At 68.8% G+C, this 18833-nt stretch carries 14 protein-coding genes and 6 pseudogenes; 7 read left to right on the forward strand and 13 right to left on the reverse strand.

Features of this window, described 5'->3' with window-relative positions:
* Positions 1-4 precede the first annotated feature (4 nt).
* The 4 genes and pseudogenes from HK415_RS11425 (at position 5) to HK415_RS11440 (ending at position 3103) form a co-directional block, all read left to right on the forward strand.
* Positions 5-397, forward strand: coding sequence for a DUF2069 domain-containing protein (locus tag HK415_RS11425; RefSeq protein ID WP_171563358.1), 393 nt, complete (start codon positions 5-7; stop codon positions 395-397).
* Positions 369-1780, forward strand: a pseudogene (locus HK415_RS11430) (FAD-binding oxidoreductase). The gene HK415_RS11425 and the pseudogene HK415_RS11430 overlap by 29 nt, the downstream one beginning before the upstream one ends.
* 61 nt (positions 1781-1841) lie before the next feature.
* A pseudogene (locus HK415_RS11435) lies at positions 1842-2614 on the forward strand (thymidylate synthase).
* Positions 2615-2621: 7 nt separating this feature from the next.
* A pseudogene (locus HK415_RS11440) lies at positions 2622-3103 on the forward strand (dihydrofolate reductase).
* 117 nt (positions 3104-3220) lie between these two features.
* Here the strand turns inward: HK415_RS11440 and HK415_RS11445 are convergent.
* From HK415_RS11445 to HK415_RS11465, 6 genes and pseudogenes are all read right to left on the reverse strand, one after another.
* Complete coding sequence (locus tag HK415_RS11445; protein ID WP_171559177.1) at positions 3221-3877, reverse strand: TRAP transporter TatT component family protein; 657 nt, start codon at positions 3875-3877, stop codon at positions 3221-3223.
* Positions 3877-4698 (reverse strand): SDR family oxidoreductase, encoded by an 822-nt coding sequence (locus HK415_RS11450; protein ID WP_171559181.1) that lies wholly within the window; start codon positions 4696-4698, stop codon positions 3877-3879. Before HK415_RS11450 ends, HK415_RS11445 begins: the two co-directional genes overlap by 1 nt.
* Positions 4695-5363: an iron-containing redox enzyme family protein gene (locus tag HK415_RS11455; protein WP_253262180.1), complete on the reverse strand. Its 669-nt coding sequence runs from the start codon at positions 5361-5363 to the stop codon at positions 4695-4697. The genes HK415_RS11450 and HK415_RS11455 overlap by 4 nt, the downstream gene beginning before the upstream one ends.
* 128 nt (positions 5364-5491) lie before the next feature.
* Positions 5492-5845: pseudogene (locus tag HK415_RS27455) on the reverse strand (AMP-binding protein); the annotation flags it as partial.
* Complete coding sequence (locus HK415_RS11460) at positions 5845-6834, reverse strand: AMP-binding protein (RefSeq protein ID WP_253261848.1); 990 nt, start codon at positions 6832-6834, stop codon at positions 5845-5847. The pseudogene HK415_RS27455 and the gene HK415_RS11460, both read right to left, overlap by 1 nt.
* Positions 6831-7481 (reverse strand): thermostable hemolysin, encoded by a 651-nt coding sequence (locus HK415_RS11465; RefSeq protein WP_171559184.1) that lies wholly within the window; start codon positions 7479-7481, stop codon positions 6831-6833. The genes HK415_RS11460 and HK415_RS11465 overlap by 4 nt, the downstream gene beginning before the upstream one ends.
* A 135-nt stretch (positions 7482-7616) precedes the next feature.
* Between HK415_RS11465 and HK415_RS11470 the strand changes: the two genes are divergently transcribed.
* Both HK415_RS11470 and xth read left to right on the forward strand, forming a co-directional pair.
* Positions 7617-8228 (forward strand): DUF4337 domain-containing protein, encoded by a 612-nt coding sequence (locus tag HK415_RS11470; RefSeq protein ID WP_171559187.1) that lies wholly within the window; start codon positions 7617-7619, stop codon positions 8226-8228.
* A complete protein-coding gene (xth, locus tag HK415_RS11475) occupies positions 8225-9073 on the forward strand; it encodes an exodeoxyribonuclease III (RefSeq protein ID WP_171559190.1) in 849 nt (282 codons plus the stop codon). The genes HK415_RS11470 and xth overlap by 4 nt, the downstream gene beginning before the upstream one ends.
* Here xth and HK415_RS27460 read toward each other — a convergent pair.
* The 6 genes and pseudogenes from HK415_RS27460 to HK415_RS11505 all read right to left on the reverse strand — a co-directional run bounded on the left by HK415_RS27460 (position 9006) and on the right by HK415_RS11505 (position 16338).
* The gene (locus tag HK415_RS27460; RefSeq protein ID WP_171559194.1) at positions 9006-10229 is read right to left on the reverse strand and encodes a hypothetical protein; all 1224 of its coding nucleotides are present in this window, start codon (positions 10227-10229) and stop codon (positions 9006-9008) included. The two genes, xth and HK415_RS27460, sit on opposite strands and share 68 nt — an antisense overlap.
* 335 nt (positions 10230-10564) lie before the next feature.
* Complete coding sequence (ntrC, locus tag HK415_RS11485) at positions 10565-12073, reverse strand: nitrogen regulation protein NR(I) (RefSeq protein ID WP_171559199.1); 1509 nt, start codon at positions 12071-12073, stop codon at positions 10565-10567.
* Between the two features lie 41 nt (positions 12074-12114).
* The gene (gene glnL / locus HK415_RS11490; RefSeq protein WP_171559203.1) at positions 12115-13182 is read right to left on the reverse strand and encodes a nitrogen regulation protein NR(II); all 1068 of its coding nucleotides are present in this window, start codon (positions 13180-13182) and stop codon (positions 12115-12117) included.
* Positions 13183-13186: 4 nt separating this feature from the next.
* The gene (locus HK415_RS11495; RefSeq protein WP_171559207.1) at positions 13187-13687 is read right to left on the reverse strand and encodes a hypothetical protein; all 501 of its coding nucleotides are present in this window, start codon (positions 13685-13687) and stop codon (positions 13187-13189) included.
* Between the two features lie 209 nt (positions 13688-13896).
* Positions 13897-15318 carry a type I glutamate--ammonia ligase gene (glnA, locus tag HK415_RS11500; RefSeq protein ID WP_171559210.1) on the reverse strand — a complete coding sequence of 474 codons (1422 nt, stop codon included), beginning with the start codon at positions 15316-15318 and terminating at the stop codon, positions 13897-13899.
* Between the two features lie 208 nt (positions 15319-15526).
* Positions 15527-16338 (reverse strand): annotated as a pseudogene (locus HK415_RS11505) (competence/damage-inducible protein A).
* An 80-nt stretch (positions 16339-16418) separates the two neighbouring features.
* Between HK415_RS11505 and HK415_RS11510 the strand changes: the two are divergent.
* Positions 16419-17838 (forward strand): annotated as a pseudogene (locus tag HK415_RS11510) (mannose-1-phosphate guanylyltransferase/mannose-6-phosphate isomerase).
* Here HK415_RS11510 and HK415_RS11515 read toward each other — a convergent pair.
* A complete protein-coding gene (locus tag HK415_RS11515) occupies positions 17823-18668 on the reverse strand; it encodes an EI24 domain-containing protein (RefSeq protein WP_171559214.1) in 846 nt (281 codons plus the stop codon). The pseudogene HK415_RS11510 and the gene HK415_RS11515 overlap by 16 nt on opposite strands.
* Positions 18669-18833 lie beyond the last annotated feature (165 nt).

Here is an 18833-nt window from a genome sequence, read left to right on the forward strand (position 1 = left end):
TATGATGCCACTGGCCATGCAGTCCTCCGAAGCCATCTCCGTCCCGCCCGTTGTGGAAGCCACACGCTGGATCGCCGTCTCCAGCCTCCTGGGACTCATCGTGGTGTGCCTCGCCTGGGAGCTGTGGCTTCCGCCCAAGCCGAGCCTGTGGGTGATCAAGGTGCTGCCACTGTGCATCCCCGTCGCCGGCCTGCTGAAGCGCCGCATGTACACCTATCGCTGGGTCAGCCTGCTGGTGTGGCCCTATTTCATGGAAGGCGTGGTGCGCGCCAACGAGGGCCTGCCGGCCGCGCTGGAGATCGTGCTCACGCTCACCCTTTTCATCGCCTGCTCCCTGCACGTGTGGCTGCGCCTGCGAAATGCGAAACATGAACGAACTGATCACCCAACTGCGTAGCGCCGTCGGCGCCGGCAACGTGCTGACCGAAGGCGACCTGAGCGCCTATGAGATGGACTGGCGCCGCCGCTCGCGCGGCAAGGCGCTGGCCGTGGTGCGCCCCGGATCCACCGAGGAGGTCGCGGCCGTGGTGCGCGCCTGCGCCGCCGCCGGGACCCCCATCGTGCCGCAAGGTGGCAACACCGGCATGGTGGTGGGCTCCACCCCCGACGATTCGGGCCGCGCCATCGTTCTGAGCCTCACGCGCATGAACCGTGTGCGCGCAGTGGACGCCGGCAACCTGACCATCACCGTCGATGCCGGCTGCATCCTGCAGAACGTGCAGGATGCCGCCGAAGCGGCCGGCTACCTGTTCCCCTGAGCCTGGCCGCCGAGGGCAGCTGCACCATCGGCGGCAACCTGGGCACCAACGCCGGCGGCACGCAGGTCGTGCGCTACGGCAACACGCGCGAGCTGTGCCTGGGACTGGAAGTGGTCACCGCGCAGGGCGAGGTGTGGGACGGCCTGTCGGGCCTGCGCAAGGACAATACCGGCTACGACCTGCGCGACCTGTTCATCGGCAGCGAGGGCACGCTGGGCGTGATCACCGGCGCGACCCTGAAGCTCTACCCGCTGCCCAAGGCGACGCTCACCGCCTGGGCCGCCGTGCCCTCGATGGATGCGGCGCTGGCGCTGCTCGGGCTGGCGCACAAGCACCTGGGCGCGGGCCTCACCGGCTTCGAGGTGATGGGGCAGTTCGCGCTCGGCCTGGTGGTCAAGCACATGCCGCAGCTGCGCGTGCCCTTCCAGCAGGAGTCGGCCTACTGCGTGCTGCTGGAGAACGCGGACCAGGAGTCAGAGGAACATGCCCGGGCGCAGTTCGAGCGGCTGCTGGAAGCAGCGCTGGAGGAAGGCTGCGCCACCGACGCCGTGGTCGCCGAGAACATCGCGCAGGCGCGCGCGCTCTGGCACATCCGCGAGAACATCCCGCTGGCGCAGGCCGAGGAAGGCCTCAACATCAAGCACGACATCTCGATCCCGGTGTCGAAGATCCCTGCCTTCTGCACCGAGACCGACGCACTGCTGAAGAAGGACATCGCCGGCGTGCGGCTGGTGAACTTCGGGCACCTGGGCGACGGCAACCTGCACTACAACGTGCAGGCGCCCGAGGGCGGCGACATGCAGGCCTTCCTGCGCGACCAGGAGGAGCGCGTCAACGCCCTGGTGTTCGACCAGGTGCGCAAGTTCGGCGGCTCCATTTCCGCCGAGCATGGCATCGGCACGCTCAAGGTCGGCAAGCTGCCGCACTACAAGTCGCCGGTGGCGCTGAAGATGATGCAGGCCGTGAAAAAGGCGCTGGATCCGCAGGGCATCATGAATCCCGGCAAGGTCCTCCTCGCCTGACAGCCCCGATAATCGCGCCATGACGACGACCCGCCCCGTCCGCTCGCAGTACGAAGACTTCATGCGCCATGTGTACACGCATGGCACGCCCAAGACCGACCGCACCGGCACCGGCACGCGCAGCGTCTTCGGCTACCAGATGCGCTTCGACCTGAACGAGGGCTTCCCGCTGGTGACCACAAAGAAGGTGCACCTGAAGTCCATCATCCACGAGCTGCTGTGGTTCCTGGAAGGCTCGAGCGACAACAACAAGCTGCGCGAGCGCGGCGTCACGATCTGGGACGAGTGGGCGCGCGAGGACGGCGACCTTGGGCCCGTGTACGGCGTGCAGTGGCGCAGCTGGCCCACGCCCGGGGCGGGCACATCGACCAGATCGCCGAGGCGGTCAAGACCATCAGGACGAATCCGGATTCGCGCCGCATCATCGTCAGCGCCTGGAACGTGGCCGACCTGCCCAAGATGGCACTGGCGCCCTGCCACGCCTTCTTCCAGTTCTACGTGGCGGACGGCAAGCTGTCCTGCCAGCTGTACCAGCGCAGCGCCGACATCTTCCTGGGCGTGCCCTTCAACATCGCCAGCTACGCGCTGCTCACGCACATGATGGCGCAGCAATGCGACCTGGGCGTGGGCGACTTCGTCTGGACCGGCGGCGACTGCCACATCTACAGCAACCACCACGAGCAGGTGGAGCTGCAAATGAGCCGCACGCCCTACCCCTATCCCGTGCTGAACTTCCAGCGCAAGCCGGCCTCCATCTTCGACTACCGCTTCGAGGACTTCGAGGTGGCGGACTACCAGTGCCACGGCGCCATCAAGGCGCCGGTGGCGGTGTGACGCGGCGATGCGCGTCGGCCTGATCTACGCCCGCGCCCGCAACGGCGTGATCGGCCGCGAGGGCGTGCTGCCCTGGCACCTGCCGGAGGACCTGGCGCACTTCAAGCGCACGACCATGGGCGCGCCCGTGCTCATGGGCCGCAAGACCTGGGACTCGCTGCCCCCGCGCTTCCGGCCGCTGCCGGGACGGCGCAACGTGGTGATCACGCGCGATGCGCAGTGGCACGCGCCGGGCGCGGACCGGGCGGGGACGCTGGACGAGGCGCTGGCGCTGTGCGCGGGCGCGCACACCGTGTGGGTCACCGGCGGCGCGGAAATCTTCCGGCTGGCGATGCCGCGCGCGGATGTGGCCGTGGTGACGGAGATCGATGCCGATTACGAAGGCGACGTGCACGCGCCGGAACTCGGGACTGGCTGGCGCGAGACGGCGCGCGAGCGGCATGTGTCGGCGGGGGCGTGCGCTTCAGTTTCGTGACGTACGAGAGGTAGGGCCGGCCAATCGTAGGCTGGGGTGAGCGCGTAGCGAACCCCAGCGCTTCGCGCACCGCTGGGGTCCGGCTTCGCGCGGACCGCCAGCCTACGACGACTCCATGCCGTCTTCGTGCGTCAATGCCCCTTGACCTTCTCCATCAAGGCCTTCGCCTCTTCCTTCCGCCCCTGGTCCGCGATCGGCCGGCCCGGACGCGGCGGCGCCTGCAAGGCGCGCTCGAGATAAGGAACCGCTTCCTCCGCCTGCTTGGACTCCACGAGGTACTCCGCGAAGAAGTAGTTCGGGTCGATCCCCTTGGGATTGATCGCCAGCGCCTTCTGCAGCAGCTCGCGCGCCTTCTTCTTGTCGCCGAAGCCCACCGGCCAGCCCGGCACCTTGTAGTACAGGACGCCCAGGCTGTTGTACGCCGAGCCATCGAGCACGTTGCCGTCGATCTGGATCGCCTGCTCGTACAGCGCCTTGGCCTGCTTGACCAGCGACAGCGCGCCCAGGCCGCCCTTCTCGCCGGCCAGCGAGCTGACGATGATGCCTTCCCACACCAGCGGCTCGGCGCGGCCCGCGTGGGCTTCGCTGACCTGGCGCGCACGGGCCGCGAGCGCTTCGAAGCGTTTCTGCCGCTCGGCAGGAGGTGCCTGGTAGCGGGTCACTTCCCACTCGCGCTGCAGCTCGGCGACCGCGTCGTCCACGGGCGCGGCCCAGGCGAAGGGGATGGCGAAGGCGAGCGCCGTCACGAGGAGCACGCGGCGGGATGCGTTGGAGAGTTGGGCGATCATCAGGATCCGGTCCTTTCCGGCAAGGTGGCAAGGGTGGCGAGGCTGCGGCCGTGGCGGCGGAAGCTGCCGTCCATGGCCGTGGGGACGAGGCCGTTGAGGCGCACGCCGAGTCGTTCGGGGAAGCCGAGGAAGCGCTCGGCCTCTTCGTCCTCCAGCATGCGCAGCAGGGCGGCAGCCACGCTGGCCGCGCTGTCCATGGCGGTGCCTGTGGCCTGGTTGTAGGCCTGCACGTCGGCGCCGTTGAAGGCGGTCTGCGTGCTGCGCGGGCCGAGGTACTGCACCTTCACTTCGGTGTCGGCCAGCTCGCGCCGCAGCGCCTCGGCGAAGCCGCGCAGGCCGAACTTGCTGGCGCTGTACACGCTGTAGCCGGGCAGGCCGATCGCGCCCAGCACCGAGCCCACGAACAGCACCTGCGCGCCCGGCTGGCGGCGCAGCGAAGGCAGCATCGCCCGCGTCAGCTGCATGGGTGCGATCAGGTTGGTCTGCATCACCGCGGCCATGGTGGCGGCGTCGATCGCGTGCAGCGCGCCGAAGGCCGGCGCGCCGGCCGCGTGCACCAGCACGTTGCACTGCCAGCCGGCCGCATGTTCGGCCAGGCGTTCCAGTTCGCGCGGCTCGCGCAGGTCGGCCACCACCCAGGGCAGGTCCTGTTCGGCGAGGCCGTGCCGGTCGCGCAGCTCGCGCGCGAGTGCGGCCAGCGACTGCGGCGAGCGCCCGGTGAGCATGAGCCGCGCCCCCGCTCGCAGGAAGGCCCCGGCCGCCTCGCGGCCGATGCCACCGGTGGCGCCGGTGAGCAGGATGCGTGCGACGGCGGGCTTCATGCCATGGCCTCCGGCCGGCGCGCGTCCTGCGCCTGCGGCAGCGGCAGGCCGCGGAACACATCGCCGTACAGGCGGTAGAACACGCGCGTCGCATGCACGATGTCGGCCTGGTCGCGCGGGTCCTCGATCCGGTTCATCAGCACCTCGAAATGGGCGGTGTGCTCGCGGTCCAGCGTGCCGTGCGAGCGCAGGTAGCTGAAGGCGGAATCCGGCAGGCCCAGCGGCTTCTGGATCTGGTCGGCGGCCAGCAGCGCGAGGTTCACGCTGGTGCCTTCCAGCACGTGGACCATGCCGAAGAAGCCGAGCGGGTTGCGCCGCGCGATCGTGTCGTAGGCGTAGGCCACCATCACCTCCACCGGGATGCCGGGCTCGCCCGTGCGCACCGCCTGCGCGTCGGCGCCGCAGGCGCGCAGGTCGTCCAGGATCCACTCGTCGTGCTCCTGTTCTTCCTCGATGTATTCGTCCAGCGGGCCGCGCAGCCAGGCATGGCGCGCGGGCAGCGCGGCCCGGCAGGCCTGCAGCAGCGGCACCGTGTGCCTGACGTGGTGCCAGGCCTGCGTGAGGAAGGCCACATAGCTGGGAAGAGACACGTCCCCGCGCAGGCAGCCCTGGATGATGGGGGCCGACAGCAGGCCGAGGCGCGCGTCCTCGGTCTGCCGCAGCAGCTCAGGAAAAAGGGCATGCGTTGCTCTCTGGAAGGCGGGGGAGCGATGCCGAGCGCGTCGGCATGCATGGCGAGGATCGCGTCGCGCTGCGGCCGGCCGTTGGCCGTGGCCAGGCCGTTCTGCACGCTGAAGCCGGCGCGGCCGCGCACCCAGCGCGCCACCCGCGCGTAATCGGGCAGCGAGGCATTGGCGGCCTGCACCGCCGATTCGATCTCGGCATCGGGCAGCGTGGCCGCCAGCGGCCACACCACGGCGCTCAGCGCCGCCTGCCCTTCGCCGAACACCACCGCCTGCGCCACCATCTGCTGGCCGCGCAAGGCCGCCTCCACCCACTCGGGCGACACGTTGCGCCCGAAGCCGGTGATCAGCACGTTCTTCTTGCGGCCCTGCACGTACAGGAAGCCGTCGGCGTCGACGCTGCCCAGGTCGCCGGTGGGCCACCACCTGGACTCCGATTCCATCTGCCCGAGGTAGCCGGCCATCAGCGTGCCGCTGATCTCGATCTCGCCGTCGTCGGCGATGCGCACGCGCGCGTGTGCGGCAGCGGCCGGCCCGCGCTGCCGGGACGGTCGGCGCCCGGCAGGTTGAGCGTCTGCACCGAACCGCCTTCCGACAGGCCGTAGCCTTCGTAGGCGGGAATGCCGCAGGCGCGCGCTGCGCGCACCAGCGTCTCGCCCACGGCGGCACCGCCGACGGCGGCGATCTTCAGGCTGGCGGGCGCACGATCGCCGGTGTGCTGCAGCCAGCCGGTCCAGGCGCGCAGCATCTGCGGCAGCAGGATCAGGCTCTCGGGCGCGTAGCGGCGCACCGCGGCATCGAAGGCGGCCGGATCGAAGCCGGACGATCCGGTCAGCCCCACTTCGGCCAGCGGCGGCACCACCACCGTGGCGCCTCGGGCCAATGGCGCCAGCACGCCGGCCATGTTTTCCAGCAGCACCGCCAGCGGCAGCACACACAGGTGCCGGCGGATGTCCAGCGGCTCCAGCGCGCTCACCAGGCCCCAGGCCGAACGACGGATCGCCTTCTCGTGCAGGCACACGCCCTTGGGCGTTCCCGTGGTCCCGGAGGTGAAGGTGATCTTGGACGTGCACGCGGGCATCTGCACCGCGTAGCCGGGCAGCGTCAGCAGGGCCAGCCGCTCGCCCGCCACCTCGAGGTCCTGGCGGGGCATCTGCAGCCAGGACGTGGCCAGGCGGGGCGCCGTCAGCAGCGTGTCCACGCCGGCGGCCTTCAGCGCATGCTGCAACTGTTCCGAGTTGAAGAAGGCCGGCAGCGGCACGTGCACCACCCCGGCCAGGCTGGCGGCGAGGTCCGCCACCACCCACGCGGGCGAGTTGTCCATCAGCGTGGCCAGCACCCAGGCGCCGCGCGCCTGGAGCGTGGCGGCCAGCCGCGAAGCCGCGGCGTCCAGCTCCTGGCGGCTCCAGGAAATGCCGGGGCCCACCAGGGCGGGAAGTTTCTCTCGCATCATGCAACCAGTTCCTGTTCCCGGAATCCGCGGCGCGCCAGCCGGCGCAAGGCGGGCTGGATCTCGCCGGCCAGCACCAGGGGCTGGTGTTCGTAGTAGCTGCCCCAGAAGACGGCCTCGTCGCCCAGGGCGGCGGGGTCGGCCGCGGCCAGGGCCAGGGGAGCGATGCCCAGGCGGCCGATCATCTGCCGCAGCTCCTGCGTGAGCGTGGCCACCGCCCAGCGGAAGCGCAGCTGCGCCAGGTGCGGCCCGAGCTGCAGCATCAGGCGGCGTCCGGCGCCGGGCCGGGCGGACGCCAGGTGGCCGACTTCCGCCACTTCGCGGCGCGAGAGCGCGCGGCCGGCGTGCCAGGCCAGTTCTTCCTCGATCGGCTCGCGCAGGTAGCGTTCCAGGTACAGCGCGCCCGCGGCGGCGCTGCGGTAGCCGGCCGCTGCGATGATTTCGCCATCGGCATCGGCCAGGCTCACCAGGACCGGCGTGAAGGCCCGGATGCTGGCGCCGTAGTGGCGGTGGTACACGCCGCGGATGAAGTCCTCGACTTCGGCGCGGCAGGGATCCTCGGGGAAGTGCAGACGCAGCGCGGCGCCGTCGGCGGGGCTGCCGGCCGCGGTCTCCGGCCGGAGGCGGCGCGAGGCAGTGAGCAGTGCCATTCCCAACTCCTTCTTGCGCCCGTTGTTCGGACGCGTCGCGAGGGATGGTGGGAGCGGGAGATTAACGGGAGATTAAGGGTGAGTGTTCCGGTCGGCTGCATAGAATCGCCGGACCATCGCACCAGAGGAGAAAGCATGTCCGGCGGCACCTTCCACGTCCACGGCCCCCACGACCATGAACTGGAGCACGCCACCCAGCACGCCGCCCACGGCGAGCAGGCCCAGCACGGGGTGGGCGGCGGCAGCATGACCAACCAGATCGCGATGTTCACCGCGGTGATCGCCACCGTGGGGGCCATCTTCGCCTACATGGGCGGGGCCACGCAGGCCAATGCCGGCCTGTACAAGAACAACGCCGCGATCAAGAAGACCGAGGCTTCCAACCAGTGGAACTACTTCCAGGCCAAGTCGACCAAGCAGTCGCTGGCGGAAGTCTCGCGCGACCTGGCGCCCAACGCCGGCGACCGCGCCCGCTACGAAGCCAAGATCGACCGCTACGAGAAGGAAAAGAAGGAGATCCAGGGCAACGCCGAGAAGATCGAGGCGGAAGCGAAGGACTGGGACAGGAAGAGCGACGAGCAGATGCACCTGCACCACCGCTGGGCGCAGGCCACCACCGCGCTGCAGGTGTCGATCGCGCTGGCCGCCATCGCGCTCATGACCCGGAAGAAGTGGCTGGAGCTGGGCATGTTCGCCGTCGGCGCCATCGGCGTCGGCATCGGCGTGATGGCGATGCTGCACCTGTGAAGATCACCACCTGGAACGTCAACTCGCTGGCGGCGCGGCTGCAGCACGTCCTGGACTGGACGGCCGCCAACCCGGTGGACGTGCTGTGCCTGCAGGAACTGAAGCTCACCGACGACAAGTTCCCGCTGGACGCGCTGCGCGAGGCGGGCTACGGGTACTGCGCGGTGTTCGGGCAGAAGACCTACAACGGCGTGGCGGTCATGAGCCGCGCGCCGCTGCGCGACACGGTGAAGAACATCGTCGGCTTCGAGGACGACAACTCGCGTGTCCTGTCGGTGACACTGGACACGCCGGCGGGCGAGCTGCGGCTGGTGAACGGCTACTTCGTCAACGGCCAGGCGCCGGGCACCGAGAAGTTCGACTACAAGATGTCGTGGCTGCGCGGGCTGCGCGACTACGTGCGCGAGGAGCTGGCGCACCACCCCAGGCTGGTGCTGCTGGGGGATTTCAACATCGCGCCGGAAGACCGCGATTCCTTCGACCCGGTGGGGCTGAAGGAAACGATCCACCACACCACCGAGGAACGGGACCACTTCCGCAAGCTGCTGGAGCTGGGACTGGTGGACAGCTTCCGGCTGTTCGAGCAGCCGGAGAAGAGCTACAGCTGGTGGGACTATCGGATGCTGGGCTACCAGAAGAACCGCGGGCTGCGCATCGACCACATCCTGGTGAGCGAGGCGGTGAAGCCGCTGGTGAAGGGCTGCAGCATCGACCGGGCGCCGCGGAAGTGGAAGCAGCCGAGCGATCACGCGCCGGTGACGGTGGAACTGGATCTCGTCATTCCCGCGCAGGCGGGAACCCAGGGCGGCGAGGTGCCTGGGTCGCCCCAGCCGGGGCTTTTCTGAGCGCTCCAAGTCGCGGTTCGCCTGCGGGCTCGCCACCACGCGTGCGCCGCACCATCGTCAATGCCGGAGGATCCAGGGAATCACGATCGCCAGCTCGGCATCCGTGATCTGCGGATTGGCCGGCATCGGCACGCTGCCGAAGGTACCCACGCTTCCCAGCTTCACCCGGCTTTCCAGTACGCCGGCCGCGGCCGGGCTGGTGCGGTAGCGGTCGGCGATCACCTGGAAACTCACGCCATTGACGCTGCTTGCCGCGCCGCGGGCCGAGTGGCACACGGTGCAGTTCTTCGCGACGGCGATCGTGGCCGGATCGGTCGAATCGGGGGAGAGGAAGCGGCAATCCGCATTCCGCAGTGGTGGCCACCTGCTGTCCCGCGGTGCAGGTGAATTGCGCGAAGCCGCGGCGGGTGGGATCGGTGTTGGCAACCAGGCTGCTGGCGAATTCCGCCGCCGCAAGGGCCTCGCCGCTGCAGCTCAGTCCGTTGACGGTCCACGTCACGGGACTGGTGCTGCAGTCGGCCGGCGCCACGACGGGCGCGGGCGCTGCGGAGCAGGTGGACGCGCCGCGCGTCCAGGTGCCCGATTGGCAGGTGTAGGTGGCGCTGCCGGTCGCCGGGCCGTTGATGTCGGCAAGCAGCCGGCTCGTGCCGGAGACGGCTGCCGGGAGCGAGCCGCCGCAGCTGTCCGTTCCCCAGTTCACGGCCGTGGCCGCGCAGGCTGCCACCATGGGTGGCACCGAGGCGACGAAGTCCGCTCCGACGGACATGTTCATGTCCGAAGGGTAACCGTCCGGGCCCATGACCGATGTGCCTTCGTACAGCTTGCCGTTTTCCACCAGCCAGAGGCTGCGGAAGTCGATCGGCGAAAACAACATCGCCAAGGCGCGCAGGCGGATGGCGCCGCCGAACTCCACCCGGTCGCCAGGCACCCGCACCCCGCCCGCCGGCGCTGCCACCGCATAGGTGACCCGCTGGACCGCCTTGCCCTGCACGGTACCCGGACCGTCGAACACCACCCGGTTGGCCGGATCGTCGAAGGAAAGGTAGCCGGCGGGACTGGTGGCGCAAACCGGGTCGGTGTGGAAGTCGATCCGCAATGAAAGCCTGGCCACGTTGCCGCTGGGGGCTGCCACGGTCAGGTAGGTGCGGGAGCTCACCCGGTCACCGTCCGCCGTGACAACGAGCGGGGATTCGAAGCACGGCCCCATGAAAGAACCGAGGAATGCCGCCGGTACGCTCGCCGCCGTTCCCGTGCCGCCGGTCGCGCCCGTGCCGCTGCCTGCCGTCGGGGCCGCACCGCTCCCGCCGCCTCCCCGCCTCCACCGCCGCAGGAAACCAGCCCCGCCAGCGCCAACAAGGCGGCCGCCTGCATCCACCGTGATTTCATTCACCCTCCCCTGGGGCTGGTGCCCCGAGCGCAGCGGATTCTTCCCGCCGGGCGCGTGTACGGGTCAGGGGATTACCACGAGCCTTCCTCCACTTGGAGGAGGGTTTATTCCAGTCCCAGCTCCTGGATCTTCCGCGTGATCGTGTTGCGCCCGATGCCCAGCTTCTGCGCGGCCTCGATCCGGCGTCCGCGCGTGTTCTGTAGCGCGGTCAGGATCAGCCGCGACTCGAAGCGGCGCGTCAGCTGGTCCCACACGTCGTGGTGGCCGCTGGCCAGCAGCTGCAGCGCTTCCGCTTCCAGCCCCGACTCCCAGCCGCCGCCGTTGCCGAAGACCGGCGTCGCAGGCAGGGTTGGCAACGCCGCCGCGGCGGATTCCGCCGACGCCACCGGCATCGACGTCACCAGGACCTCGCCCGCGGGCATGGCGCGCGGCACGCTCGCCTCCGCCGGCCCCGCGCCCACTTCCGGCGGCAGGTCCTTCGGTTCGATCAGCTGCGCCGGCGCCATCACGGTCAGCCAGTGGCAGATGTTCTCCAGCTGCCGCACGTTGCCGGGGAAGGCGAAGGTCGTGAGGCGCTCCAGCGCCGCGTCGGAGATGCGCTTGGGTTCCACGCCCAGCTGCTTGGCGCTTTGCTGCAGGAAGTGGCGCGCCAGCATCGGGATGTCTTCCAGGCGCTCGCGCAGCGCCGGCAGCCGCAGCCGGATCACGTTCAGGCGGTGGAACAGGTCCTCGCGGAACACGCCTTCCTTGACGCGCTGCTCCAGGTCCTGGTGGGTGGCGGCGATCACGCGCACGTTGGCCTTGATCGCGTTGTGCCCGCCCACGCGGTAGAAGTGGCCGTCCGACAGCACGCGCAGCAGGCGCGTCTGCAGGTCGAAGGGCATGTCGCCGATCTCGTCGAGGAACAGCGTGCCGCCCTCGGCCTGCTCGAAGCGCCCGCGCCGCATGGTCTGCGCGCCGGTGAAGGCGCCGCGCTCGTGGCCGAACAGCTCCGACTCCAGCAGGTCCTTGGGGATGGCCGCGGTGTTGATCGCCACGAAGGGCCCGCTGGCGCGCGGCGAGTGCTTGTGCAGCGCGCGCGCCACCAGCTCCTTGCCGGAGCCGGACTCGCCCGTGATCATCACCGTCACGTTGCTCTGCGACAGGCGCCCGATCGCGCGGAACACGTCCTGCATCGCCGGCGCCTGCCCCAGCATCTCGGGCGCGGCGGCCATGGCCTGCTCGGCGACTTCCTCGCGCTGGCTTTCCTCCACCGCGCGGCGAATGAGTTCCACCGCCTTGGGCAGGTCGAAGGGCTTGGGCAGGTATTCGAAGGCGCCGCCCTGGAAGGCCGACACCGCGCTGTCCAGGTCGGAGAAGGCCGTCATGATGATGACGGGCAGCCCCGGGTGCTTCTCCTTCACCTTGGTGAGCAGGTCCAGGCCCGAGCCGCCCGGCATGCGGATGTCGCTCACTAGGATCTGCGGGCCGTCGTCGTCGTCGGCTCCCTCGAGGGCGGAGAGCACCTCCTTGGCGGTGGTGAAGCTGCGCGTGGGCAGGTCTTCGCGCATCAGCGCTTTTTCGAGCACGAAGCGGATGGATTGGTCATCGTCAACGATCCAGATCGGCTTCATTTGTGCTTCTTTCCCAGTCGCCTCATGCATGTCGGACTTCCTCAGGGCAAGGGGATGAGGATCTTGAAATCCGTCCTCCCCGGGACGCTGTCGCACTCGATCAGCCCATGATGCTGCTGCACGAAGGTTTGCGCCAGCGTCAGCCCCAGGCCGGAGCCGCCTTCCCTTCCCGACACGAGCGGAAAGAAGATGCGGTCCTTGATCGAGTCCGGCACGCCGGGCCCGTTGTCGATGACATGCAATTCCAGTGCCAGTCGATAGCGCTGCTTACCGAAAGTCACCTGTCGGCCGATGCGCGTGCGGAACGTGAGCTGCGCGTCGCCCGCCGCGATGCGCTCGGTCAGCGCCTGGCAGGCGTTGTGCGCGATGTTCAACACGGCCTGGATCAGCTGCTCGCGGTCGCCGCGGAACTCGGGGATCGAGGTGTCGTAGTCGCGCACCACCCGCAGGCCCTTGGGGAATTCGGCCAGCACCAGCGAGCGGACGCGCTCGCACACCTCGTGGATGTTCACGTCGCCCACCACGTGCGGACGGCGGTGCGGCGCGAGCAGGCGGTCCACCAGCGTCTGCAGGCGATCGGCCTCGTGGATGATCACGCGCGTGTATTCCTTCAGCTGCGGATCGATGTCCATCTCCAGCAGCTGCGCCGCGCCGCGGATGCCCCCGAGCGGGTTCTTGATCTCGTGGGCGAGGTTGCGGATCAACTCCTTGTTGGCCTGCGCCTGGTCGATCAGGCGCTCCTCGCGGTCCTGCCGCGTCTGCGCCTCCAGCGGCAGCAGTTCCACCACGAATTCGTCGGGCACCTCGGTCTGCGCCAGCACCACGTGCACCGGCATGGGCTCGGCCTGGTGGCGCACCAGCCGCGCGTCGTAGCGCAGCGCCGCGTACTCGTTGACGCGCGCGCCGTCGAGGGCGGTGCGCAGCACGTGCGGTTCGGCGAAGCAGGGGAGGAAGCTCGCGCCCTCGATGGTGCGGCGGGAGGAGCCGAGGGCGTCCTCGAGGGCGGAATTGGCGAACAGGACGGTGCCGTCGCCGCGCACCACGGCCACCAGGGTGGCCAGCAGGTCGAAGGACTGGAAGCGCTGGGTCGATGCGGAGGGCTTGTTCAAGCCCTCATTTTGCAGCCGAGCCGCCCGTGCGGCCGAGCTCACGGCGCAGCCCCGCGATGTCCTTCTCGTTGCGCTCGATCGCGGCCTTCATGTCGGCCACGCGGTCCAGGTACTTCTGGTAGTTCTTGTGCTCGGGGCCCATGCGCTCGGGCTCGCCGTTGTTGTATTCCTTGACCAGCTCGGCGTGGCGCGCCTCGGCCTTCTTCAGTTCGGCCTCGAGGATCGCTCGCGCGTCGGCGTCGCGCGCCTTCTGGTCGCCGGCCTCCACGCGCTGCGGGCTGGCCGCCGTCTGCGGCGCCGTCGCCACGTTCACGGGCTTGCCGGTGACCCGCGTGCCCTGCACGACCGTCACGTTCCCGCCTTCCACCAGCTTGCAGTTCTTGGCCGCGGCCTCTGCCTTGTCGTTGGTGTAGGAGTTGCCGCAGCGAAAGATCGCCGTCTGGGCGGAGGCGCCCAGGACGAAAGCGAAAGCGGCAAACGGAATCAGCGCGTAACGAGTCTTCATGCGGTCTCTCCTGGCATCGGTGATGCGCGGGATGGCTTTCCAGTATGACCCAATCTCTGCAGATTGCCAATTAAGGTGTTGATTTAAAAAGAAAAGGGGCGACAAAAGTCGCCCCTTTGGACTGGCACCTGTGGAATTTGGCCGGTGCCGGGCCGCCCCAAACGGCCGCGCCCCTCTGGGGGTACGGCGCCGCCGTTGGGGGCCCTATTTCACAGGCTGTAGTACATGTCGAACTCGATCGGGTGCGTGGTCATGCGGAAGCGGGTGACTTCCTGCATCTTCAGCTCGATGTAGGCATCGATCATGGTGTCCGTGAACACGCCGCCCTTGGTCAGGAAGGAGCGGTCCTGGTCCAGGTACTCCAGCGCCTGGTCGAGGCTGTGGCACACGGTCGGGATCTTCGCGTCCTCTTCCGGCGGCAGGTGGTACAGGTCCTTGGTGGCGGCTTCGCCCGGGTGGATCTTGTTCTCGATGCCGTCCAGGCCGGCCATCAGCATGGCGGCGAAGCCCAGGTAGGGGTTCATCGTGGGGTCCGGGAAGCGCACTTCGATCCGGCGGCCCTTGGGGTTGGCCACGTACGGGATGCGGATGGACGCCGAGCGGTTGCGCGAGGAGTAGGCCAGCTTCACCGGGGCCTCGAAGCCGGGCACCAGGCGCTTGTAGCTGTTGGTGCCGGGGTTGGTGATGGCGTTGAGCGCGCGCGCGTGCTTGATGATGCCGCCGATGTAGTACAGGGCGATGTCGGAGAGGCCGGCATAGCCTTCGCCGGCGAACAGGTTCTTGCCGCCCTTCCACACGGACTGGTGCACGTGCATGCCGGAGCCGTTGTCGCCGACGATGGGCTTGGGCATGAAGGTCGCGGTCTTGCCGTAGGCGTTGGCGACGTTCTGGATGATGTACTTCTGCAGCTGCGACCAGTCGGCGCGCTGCACCAGCGTGCTGAACCGGGTGCCGATCTCGTTCTGGCCCGCGCCCGCCACTTCGTGGTGGAACACTTCGACCGGGATGCCCATCTGCTCGAGGATCAGGGACATCTCGGCGCGCATGTCCTGCGTGCTGTCGACCGGGGGCACCGGGAAGTAGCCGCCCTTGGTGGTCGGACGGTGGCCCTTGTTGCCGCCTTCGATCTTCTTGCCGCTGTTCCAGGGCGCTTCGTATTCGTCGATCTCGACGAAGCAGCCGTTCGGGCCGGCGCTCCAGCGCACGTCGTCGAAGATGAAGAATTCGGGTTCCGGGCCGAAGAAGGCCGTGTCGCCGATGCCGGAAGCCTTCAGGTAGGCCTCGGCGCGCTTGGCGATCGAACGGGGGTCGCGGTCGTAGGCCTTGCCGTCGCCCGGCTCGAGCACGTCGCAGGACAGGATCAGCGTCGTTTCTTCGAAGAAGGGGTCCACGTTGGCCGTGTTCGGGTCCGGCATCAGCAGCATGTCGGAGGCTTCGATGCCCTTCCAGCCGGCGATCGAGGAGCCGTCGAAGGCGTGGCCCGAGCTGAACTTGTCCTCGTCGAAATGGGAGACGGGCACGGTCACGTGCTGCTCCTTGCCGCGGGTGTCGGTGAAGCGGAAGTCGACGAACTTGACTTCGTTGTCCTTCACCAGCTTCATGACATCTGCGACGCTCTTGGCTGCTGCCATCAGGTTTCTCCTGGGGATTGGTTGGTTGTTGATGAATGTGCGGCTGGCGGGGATGCAGGTTTTGTGCCAAAGCTGGTGCATGCGGCACCACGCGCAGCGGGGCGATTGTGCGCGATCCTGAGCACTTTTCCCTACGGAAGCCTTGCGCGAGCAACTCATCCGTGCACCTCCGAGGTGCAGCAGCGAGGATGCACCGCGGTGGTGCGGATCAGCTGCGCACCAATTCAGGGCCGAGTCGGACCTTCAGGACGGCCAGGCCGTCCAGCAAGGTCCGGTAGGCCGGGTCCACGTCCGAGGGGGTGCCCTTCACGCCCAGGTCGATGTGGCGGCCGTAGGTGGGGTGGTCCACGCTGGGCAGGCTGAACACCTTCACCTGGGGGTGCTCGCGCTCCACCTGCTCCATCAGCGGCGTGAGGGTGGCTTCCATCGAGCCGAACACGATCACGGACTTCTCCAGGTAGGCGCCTTGCTGGAACAGGTGGCGGTAGTGGGTGTCCAGCACGCTTTCCATCATGGGCCAGGCCATCACGGGGAAGCCGGGGACAAAGTGCACGGTGCCGACCGTGAAGCCGGGGATCTTGTTGTACGGGTTCGCGATGATGGCCGCGCCCCTGGGGAACACGCCCATGTTCAGGCGGTGGATGTTGTCGGCGCGGTCCGGCTCGTAGGGCACGCCCTGCTCCCTGGCCACGTCCTGCATGCGCTCGCGGATCAGGGCTTCGGCCTGCGGGTGCAGCTCGAGCTCGACCCCGAGCGCCTTGCCGGCGCACTGGCGGGTGTGGTCGTCGGGGTGGCGCCGATGCCGCCGCAGGAGAAGACGATGTCGCCGGAGGCGAAGGCACGTTTCAGCGTCTCGGTGATCCGCTCCGGCTTGTCGCCGACGTATTCGGCCCATCCGAGTTGCAGGCCGCGGGCATTGAGCAATTCGATCAGCTTGGGCAGGTGCTTGTCGGCACGCTTGCCGGAGAGGATCTCGTCGCCGACGATGATGAGGCCGATGTCGGGGCGGGTGGTGGTCATGGCCTCGCATTTTTCCACGCCTTGGGTTCCCGCCTTCGCGGGGATGACGAAACATTCTTGCCGCCCGGTACCATCCACGGATGGCTTCCATCACCCCCGTCATCCTCTGCGGCGGCTCCGGCACGCGCCTGTGGCCGCTGAGCCGCAAGAGTTTCCCCAAGCAGTTCGTTCCCCTGATCGGCGACAAGAGCCTCCTGCAACTGACGCTGGAGCGCGTGGGGGGCTGGGCGGGCGCGTGGTGACGGTGGCCGCCGAAGAGCACCGCTTCCTGGTCGCGGACAACCTGCGCCTGGCCAGGCTGCAAGGCACCGTGATCCTGGAGCCCGTCGCGCGCAACACCGCGGCGGCCATGGCGCTCGCGGCCCTGCATGCCGCGCCGGAAGAGTTCCTGCTGTTCTGCCCGGCCGACCACCACATCCCGGACGCAGCCGCCTTCGCCCGCACCATGAAGGAAGGCCTGACCGCCGCCGCCAACGGCATGCTGGTCACCTTCGGCGTCGTGCCCAGCTTCCCGAGCACCGCCTACGGCTACATCCGCCAGGGCGCGCTGCGCGCCGACGGCAGCATGCAGGTGGCGCAGTTCATCGAAAAGCCGGATGCGGCGCGCGCGCAGCAGTTGCTGCTGCAAGGCGACGTGCTGTGGAACGCAGGCATCTTCCTGGCGCAGGCGCGCTTCCTCGTGGAGGCGCTGGAGCAGCACGCACCCGACATCCTGCAGTCCTGCCGCCAGGCCATGGCCGCCCCGCGCACGGAAGCCCCGGGCAGCGCGGCGCCCGGCGTGAGCTTCGTGCGCCCCGAGCGCGCCGCCTTCGAGGCCTGCCGGTCCCAGAGCATCGACTACGCGGTGATGGAGAAACACGCCGACGTCGCGGTGCTGCCCTTCCGCGGCCAGTGGAGCGACGTGGGCAGCTGGAACGCCGTCGCCGACCTCGCGCCGGCCGACGCGCAGGACAACCGCATCCAGGGCCAGGGCTGGGCGCACAAAGCGAACAACACGTTCATCCACGCGCCCCACCGTCCCGTGGTGGCCCTGGGCACGCACGACCTGTTGATCATCGACACGCCGGATGCGGTGCTGGTGGCGCAGCGCGATTGCGCGGAACAGGTGAAGGACGTGGTGGCGCTGCTCGAACAGGGCAACGCGGCGCAGGCGGCGTTCCACCGCAAGGTCGTGCGGCCCTGGGGCTGGTACGACAGCGTCGACGCCGGTGAACGCTTCCAGGTCAAGCGCATCGGCGTGAAGCCGGGTGCATCTCTCAGCCTGCAGAAGCACCATCACCGCGCGGAGCACTGGGTGGTCGTGCGCGGCACGGCGGAGGTCACCCGCGGCAGCGAGACCTTCCTCCTGAGCGAGAACGAGTCGACCTACATCCCCATCGGGGAGGTCCACCGGCTGAGGAATCCCGGGAAGATGGAGCTCGAGATGATCGAGGTGCAGTCGGGGGCGTACCTGGGGAGGACGACATCGTGCGGCTCGAGGACAGCTACGGCAGATCCTGAACCACCAGGTTAGCGGCCGCCGGGATGGCCGCAACGGGCACCTTTCGCATCTGGTCCAGCGCCGCCAGGCAGTAATGCGAGAACCAGAGCGACGAGAACACGAACACCAGCGTGTAGATCCAGATCGCCGCCGGGATCAGGATCGGGAACGCGGCGGCGAAGAACCAGCCCGAGGCCCACACGATGCTGGGCGCCGCGCCGAGGTACCCCGTCGCGATCCCCATCAGCAGCAGCCACATGCGATGCGTTCGGAAGACCAGCCGGCGCTCGTCGCTGCTGGCGTGGTCGGCCAGGGCATCGAAGGTCATCACGCGGTACGTGAGCCAGCCCCAGATCAGGGGCGGCAGCACCAGGATCAACGGCGGGATCAGCCACAGCGGCAGCGAGATCACCATCGCGAACAGCGCCAGCAGCATGGAGCCCAGGGACCAGAAGGCGCCGCGGGCAAAGGAGGCACCGTGCCTGCGTTCCAGGTCGGGAAAGCGGCGCCGGCTGACCAGGTTCACCACCGAGGGCGTCATCAGCAAGGCCACGAAGAACAGCACCACCACCACCATGACCGGCGTGACGGCGAAGATCACCAGCAGCGGTGCCAGCGCGTTCTTCAGGCCCGCCAGCCCCATGTCTTCCAGCCAGTTCGTGGCGCTGGCCAGCCACTCGGTGCCCTCCAGCCAGACGAAGACGGAGTTCACCGCGCTGTCCCAGAAGAAATAGCCCAGCCCCAGGCCCAGGACCACCAGCAGCACCAGCGGCAGCAGGGAGATGGCGATGATGCGCGGGTGCAGGCAGTAGGCGACGGCGCGCCAGAAGGAGTCGAGGAAGAGGGACATCGGGCGCGATGTTAGCGAGCCGGCAGCAGGCCGGCGCTTCCGCAGGTTGCCCACCGGGGGCCGTGCTGATACATTGCCGAGGCCCTGGCGATCACGTCGGTGGCAACCGGGACCGATGGCTCGCAAGCGGTCCATCCAGGGACGTCGAAGGTCCGCCACTCCACT

The sequence above is a fragment of the Ramlibacter montanisoli genome, assembly GCF_013087525.1.
GTDB lineage: Bacteria > Pseudomonadota > Gammaproteobacteria > Burkholderiales > Burkholderiaceae_C > Ramlibacter > Ramlibacter montanisoli.

Excerpts from the sequence above, each read along its gene's own strand:
- HK415_RS11425 (WP_171563358.1), top strand. The coding sequence starts at position 5 with ATGCCACTGGCCATGCAGTCCTCCGAAGCCATCTCCGTCCCGCCCGTT.
- HK415_RS11445 (WP_171559177.1), bottom strand. The coding sequence starts at position 3,877 with ATGATCGCCCAACTCTCCAACGCATCCCGCCGCGTGCTCCTCGTGACG.
- HK415_RS11450 (WP_171559181.1), bottom strand. The coding sequence starts at position 4,698 with ATGAAGCCCGCCGTCGCACGCATCCTGCTCACCGGCGCCACCGGTGGC.
- HK415_RS11460 (WP_253261848.1), bottom strand. The coding sequence starts at position 6,834 with ATGATGCGAGAGAAACTTCCCGCCCTGGTGGGCCCCGGCATTTCCTGG.
- HK415_RS11465 (WP_171559184.1), bottom strand. The coding sequence starts at position 7,481 with ATGGCACTGCTCACTGCCTCGCGCCGCCTCCGGCCGGAGACCGCGGCC.
- HK415_RS11470 (WP_171559187.1), top strand. The coding sequence starts at position 7,617 with ATGTCCGGCGGCACCTTCCACGTCCACGGCCCCCACGACCATGAACTG.
- ntrC (WP_171559199.1), bottom strand. The coding sequence starts at position 12,073 with ATGAAGCCGATCTGGATCGTTGACGATGACCAATCCATCCGCTTCGTG.
- HK415_RS11495 (WP_171559207.1), bottom strand. The coding sequence starts at position 13,687 with ATGAAGACTCGTTACGCGCTGATTCCGTTTGCCGCTTTCGCTTTCGTC.
- glnA (WP_171559210.1), bottom strand. The coding sequence starts at position 15,318 with ATGGCAGCAGCCAAGAGCGTCGCAGATGTCATGAAGCTGGTGAAGGAC.
- HK415_RS11515 (WP_171559214.1), bottom strand. The coding sequence starts at position 18,668 with ATGTCCCTCTTCCTCGACTCCTTCTGGCGCGCCGTCGCCTACTGCCTG.